The organism is Actinomycetota bacterium, assembly GCA_035759705.1.
GTDB lineage: Bacteria > Actinomycetota > CADDZG01 > JAHWKV01 > JAHWKV01 > JAJCYE01.
In genome coordinates this window covers 1-4,709 of the sequence record DASTUJ010000035.1, presented here as the reverse complement: position 1 = coordinate 4,709, position 4,709 = coordinate 1, and the positions used below count along the sequence as shown (strand labels likewise).

Below are 4,709 nucleotides of genomic sequence, written 5' to 3'. Positions count from 1 at the left end.
TAGACGCCGTTTCCCGGGAACGGCATGCCGGTCCACGACTCCCACTCGGCAACCGTGCCGGTGATCTGCAACGACCTGGGCGCCGCCCGCACGATCTTGGCGCCCATCAGGACGTGGATGCGCATCCACGGGTCGAACGGCAGGCCGTCGGGGGTCTTCCAGTGCATGTAGTCCTCGATCGGGGTCAGCGGGTACCTGGACTTCCGGGTCGGCCTCAGCGGGGCGACGAACCTGGTCAGGCCGTGGGCGGTGGCCAGGCCGGCCATGGCCTTGAGCAGCATGGTCCCCAGGCCCTTCGACCGGTTCTCTGCGGGCACCTCGGCCGCCATGGCGGACAGGGCGTTGGGCGCAGTGCCTGCCTCACGCTCGGCGAACCCCTTTTCGGCCAGGGCGTCGATCCCCTCCGGCAGGTGGGCGGGATCCCCGTCCCAGGTGAAGGGCAGGGTGTTGCCCCGGGCCAGCAATGCGTTGGTGCGGTCGTTCACCAGGACGAACTGGAATGCGGCGAACTCCTCGTAGAGGCGTCCCCAGAGTGGGTGCAAGACGTCGCCGTGCATGTTGAACTCGGGCCAGACGCTGGGGAACGCCTGGTCGTAGCGGGAGGTCAGATCCGTCTCCTCCGCGTGCGAGATCACCCTCACGGATTCGTCGCCCCACTTGAGTAGAAAGCTCACGGAGCACCGACCGTTGTTACAATCGCCTGGACGACCCTTTCGAGCAGCATTCGAACGCGGTCCCTTCGGCCGGACCCATCCGTTGTAATACCGAACGGATCGGGAAGTCCCCTTGGATAAGGAGCAGTAATGGGCGGGCGATTCGGGGACCTCATCACCGCAATGGTGACTCCCTTCGACTCCGATGGCAACGTCGACTTCGACGAGGCCCAAAGGGTCGCGTCCTGGCTCCTCGACAACGGCTCCGACGGGCTCGTTGTGGCCGGCTCGACCGGTGAGGCATCGACGCTGACCGACGGCGAGCAGCGGGACCTCTGGCGGGCGGTGAAGGAGGCGGTGGGGGACCGGACCACCATCATCGGCGGGACCGGCAGCAACGACACCGCGCACGCCATCCACCTCACCAAAGCCGCCGAGGAGGACGGCCTGGACGCCGCCCTGGTGGTCACTCCCTACTACAACAAGCCGCCGCAGGCGGGCCTGCTCGCCCACTTCCGGTCGGTCGCCGAATCGACCTCCCTCCCGATCATCCTCTACGACATCCCGGCCCGCAGCGTGGTGAAGATCGACCATGCGACGATTGTCGAACTGGCACAGATCGACAACGTCGTCGCGGTCAAGGACGCAGTCGGAAGCGTCCAGGGGGTCGCCCGGCTGGTCGCCGACGCCCCCGAGGGCTTCCAGGTCTACTGCGGCAACGACGCCGACACCCTTCCCTGGCTGAGTGTGGGGGCGGTCGGCGTGATCGCCGTCGCCTCGCACGCGGTCGGCCCTCAGATGGCGGAGATGATCCGGCTGTTCGCCTCCGGCGACCCGGCCGGGGCCCGCAAGATCCACCTAGATTTAATGCCCGTCTTCGACGCTATGGGCATCACCACGAACCCGATACCCGTGAAGGCCTGTATGGAACTTCTCGGCCACAAGGTAGGCGGACCCCGCCTGCCGCTGATACCTGCAGACGATGCGCAGCGAGCCCTACTTCAGGACGTGCTCACCTCGGCAGGCGTCCTTAAATAAGGAGTACGGCTTGTCGCCGAAAAAGCGCACGAACAACAGCAGCAGCGCAGGTAAGGACACCACCAAGATCATTTTCCTCGGAGGCCTGGGGGAGATCGGCCGAAACATGACACTGTTCGAGCACGGGGGCAAGATCCTCGTGATCGACGTGGGACTGATGTTCCCCACCGAGGAGATGTTGGGCGTGGACCTGGTCCTGCCCGACTTCACCTACCTCAAGGAACGCAAGGACCAGGTGGTCGGCGTCCTGCTGACCCACGCCCACGAGGACCACATCGGCGGCCTGGCCTACCTGCTGAAGGAGATGGACGTCCCCGCGATCTACGGCGCCAAGCTGACTCTGGGGATCCTCAGGGCGAAGTTGGAGGAGCACCGGGTGCTGGACAACTCGAAGCTGAAGGAGGTGTCCGCTCCGGGGACCCTGAAGCTCGGTCCGTTCGACCTGCGCTTCTTCAACATGGTGCACTCGATCCCGGACTGCCTCGGGACCCACATCAGGACCCCGGCCGGAACGATCTTCTACACCAGCGACTACAAGCTGGACGCCTACCCGATCGGCGACCGGCCCACCGACCTCGAGGGAATCGGCGAGGTGGCCGCCCACGGCATCGACCTGTTCCTCGGCGACTCCACCAACGCCGACCACCCGGGGCACACCCCGTCGGAGCGCACGGTGGGCGAGCCGATCCACGACGTGATCCGCAGCGCCAAAGGACGGGTCATAGTTGCCTGTTTTGCATCGAACATCCACCGGGTGCAGCAGGTGCTGACCGCCGCCGAGGCCGAGAGCAAAGTCGTCGCCTTCCTCGGCCGCAGCATGCTGAACAACATGCGGGTGGCGCAGGAGCTGGGTTATGTCAAGGTGCCGGACTGGATGGTGATCCCCATCGACCAGGTCGGGCAGTACCCCGAGGACAAGGTGGTGATCGTATCCACCGGCTCCCAGGGCGAGCCCCTGTCGGCCCTGTCGCTGATGTCGGCCCGGGAGCACAAGTGGATCCAGCTGCACAAGGGCGACACCGTCGTCCTGTCCGCCACGCCGATCCCGGGTAACGAGTCTGCGGTGCGCCGGGTGATCGACGGCCTGTTCCGCATCGGCGCCAAGGTCATCGCCCCTCCGCTGAACAAGGTCCACGTCTCGGGCCACGCCTCGGCCGAGGACCTGAAACACATGCTCGAGCTGGTCGGGCCGAACTGGTTCGTCCCGGTCCACGGTGAGTACCACCACCTGGCGCTGCACGCCGAGCTTGCCCACCAGGTGGGAATCAAGCCGGATCACGTGATCGTCATGGAGGACGGCAACGTCCTGGAGATGACCGCCGGGGTGGTCAAAAAGTCCGAGCAGCACGTGGAGGCGGGGTTCGTCTTCGTCGACGGCCTGGGCATCGGCGACGTGGGCGACGAGGTCCTGCGGGACCGCCGCGTCCTGGCCGACGAGGGGGTGGTGGTCTGCGTGGTCACCATCGACTCCTACAACGGCGACATCCTGGCCGGCCCGGACGTTATCTCCCGGGGCTTCGTGTTCGGCGACGAGTCCTCCGAGTTCCTGGAGGAGGCCAAAGAAGTGGTCCGGGAAGCCCTGCACGGCCTGGCCGACGACGAGATCTCCGACTACACGGCGGTGCGTCGCAAGGTGCGCAAGTCGTTGGGCAGCTTCGTCTGGAAGCGGACCGGCCGGCGGCCGATCATCCTGCCGGTTGTGACGGAGGTTTAGAGCCACAACGCAGAGTGCATGTTACACACCCAATGTGCATGTAAACTGGTCGTATGAAGTCGATTCAGATCAGAGACGTGCCCGACTCCGTTCACCGAACACTGAGGGAGCGAGCCTCCCGGGCCGGAGTCTCTCTGTCCGAGTACCTGCTGTCCGAGCTCACACGCGTCGCTGAAAGGCCTGCGGTTTCAGACGTCCTTCGCCTTGCCATCGGACGCAGTGGAGGCGCTGGAGTGGAGGACATCGTAGATTCGGTCCGTTCCGGCCGCGACCGGGACTGATCCCAGCAGGTGCTGGTTGTCGATAGTTCAGCCGTCCTATCCGCCCTGATCGCCCGGCCGCCCATGTCGGAGCTGGTGGACCGCCTCGCGGGTGACTCCGACCTCCACGCTCCACACCTGATCGACATCGAGATCCTTCACGCACTCAGGCGTCTGGCTGCCGGATCGCAGTTGAGCGAAGACCGAGCTACCGACGCTTTGCGGGACTTCGGCGAGCTTACGATCGTCAGATACCCGCATCAGCCCCTGGCGGGCCGGATTTGGGAGCTTCGCCACAACCTGACCGCCTACGATGCGGCATTCGTCGCGCTGGCCGAAGCGCTGGGGGCATCGTTGATCACCTGTGATTCGCGTCTGGCGGGTGCGCCGGGCCACAGCGCCCGAATCGAGCTTTTCGGCAGCTGAACCCGGCTCCCGGGCGGCCCCTCGGGCCGGAAATCCGCCAACCTGGGCGTCGCGTGGCCGAAGATGGGTTCCGGACCGCACCAGCGCCGGGCGAAGGATGCCCGTGAACCTGCTGCGCGGAAGGCACCAGCCGGGCGAAAAGCCGGCTGTACGGAGGTTGGATGCCCCCCTCGAAAACATCGAACACCCGCACCAGGACCGCACCCGCCCGCAAACCGGCAGCCCGGCGCCCGGCGCCCGGCCGTCCGCCGGCGCGCCGGCCCTCCCCGCAAAAGCGAGGCAAGAAGAAGCAGTCGCCGCTGGCCGGAATCTTCGGGCCTAACACCGACGGCTTCGCGGTCGTTCTGCTCTTCCTGGCGATCCTGGGCGGCCTCGGAATCTACGCCGACCTCGCCGGCCCGGTAGGCCGCCAGCTCGAGTGGGGGATGCGCTGGGTCTTCGGCTCCGCTTCGTTCGGGGTGCCGCCGGCCCTGGCAGTGGTCGCGATCACGATGATGAACAAGAAGAACTCGGGTGAGGCGGGACGGATCGCAACCGGCGCCCTCATGTCGATTGCCGGCATCGCCGCCTGGATGCACATGCTTTTTGCGAACGACTCGAGCGGCCTACGCCTGGACG

The 4,709-nt window shown here is 66.1% G+C and carries 6 protein-coding genes; 5 read left to right on the top strand and 1 reads right to left on the bottom strand.

Annotated elements, in window-relative coordinates; all coding sequences use genetic code 11:
- A partial coding sequence (locus tag VFV09_02105) for an N-acetyltransferase (protein ID HEU4866497.1) occupies window positions 1–674 on the bottom strand: 674 nt, incomplete at its 3' end.
- Between the two features lie 129 nt (window positions 675–803).
- Between VFV09_02105 and dapA the strand changes: the two genes are divergently transcribed.
- From dapA to VFV09_02080, 5 genes are all read left to right on the top strand, one after another.
- Complete coding sequence (dapA, locus tag VFV09_02100) at window positions 804–1,691, top strand: 4-hydroxy-tetrahydrodipicolinate synthase (protein HEU4866496.1); 888 nt, start codon at window positions 804–806, stop codon at window positions 1,689–1,691.
- Between the two features lie 10 nt (window positions 1,692–1,701).
- Window positions 1,702–3,405: a ribonuclease J gene (locus VFV09_02095; GenBank protein ID HEU4866495.1), complete on the top strand. Its 1,704-nt coding sequence runs from the start codon at window positions 1,702–1,704 to the stop codon at window positions 3,403–3,405.
- A gap of 53 nt (window positions 3,406–3,458) precedes the next feature.
- The gene (locus VFV09_02090; protein HEU4866494.1) at window positions 3,459–3,686 is read left to right on the top strand and encodes a hypothetical protein; all 228 of its coding nucleotides are present in this window, start codon (window positions 3,459–3,461) and stop codon (window positions 3,684–3,686) included.
- 9 nt (window positions 3,687–3,695) lie between these two features.
- Window positions 3,696–4,091 carry a type II toxin-antitoxin system VapC family toxin gene (locus VFV09_02085; GenBank protein HEU4866493.1) on the top strand — a complete coding sequence of 132 codons (396 nt, stop codon included), beginning with the start codon at window positions 3,696–3,698 and terminating at the stop codon, window positions 4,089–4,091.
- A gap of 161 nt (window positions 4,092–4,252) precedes the next feature.
- Window positions 4,253–4,709: hypothetical protein (locus tag VFV09_02080; protein HEU4866492.1), on the top strand; the 457-nt coding region annotated here is incomplete at its 3' end.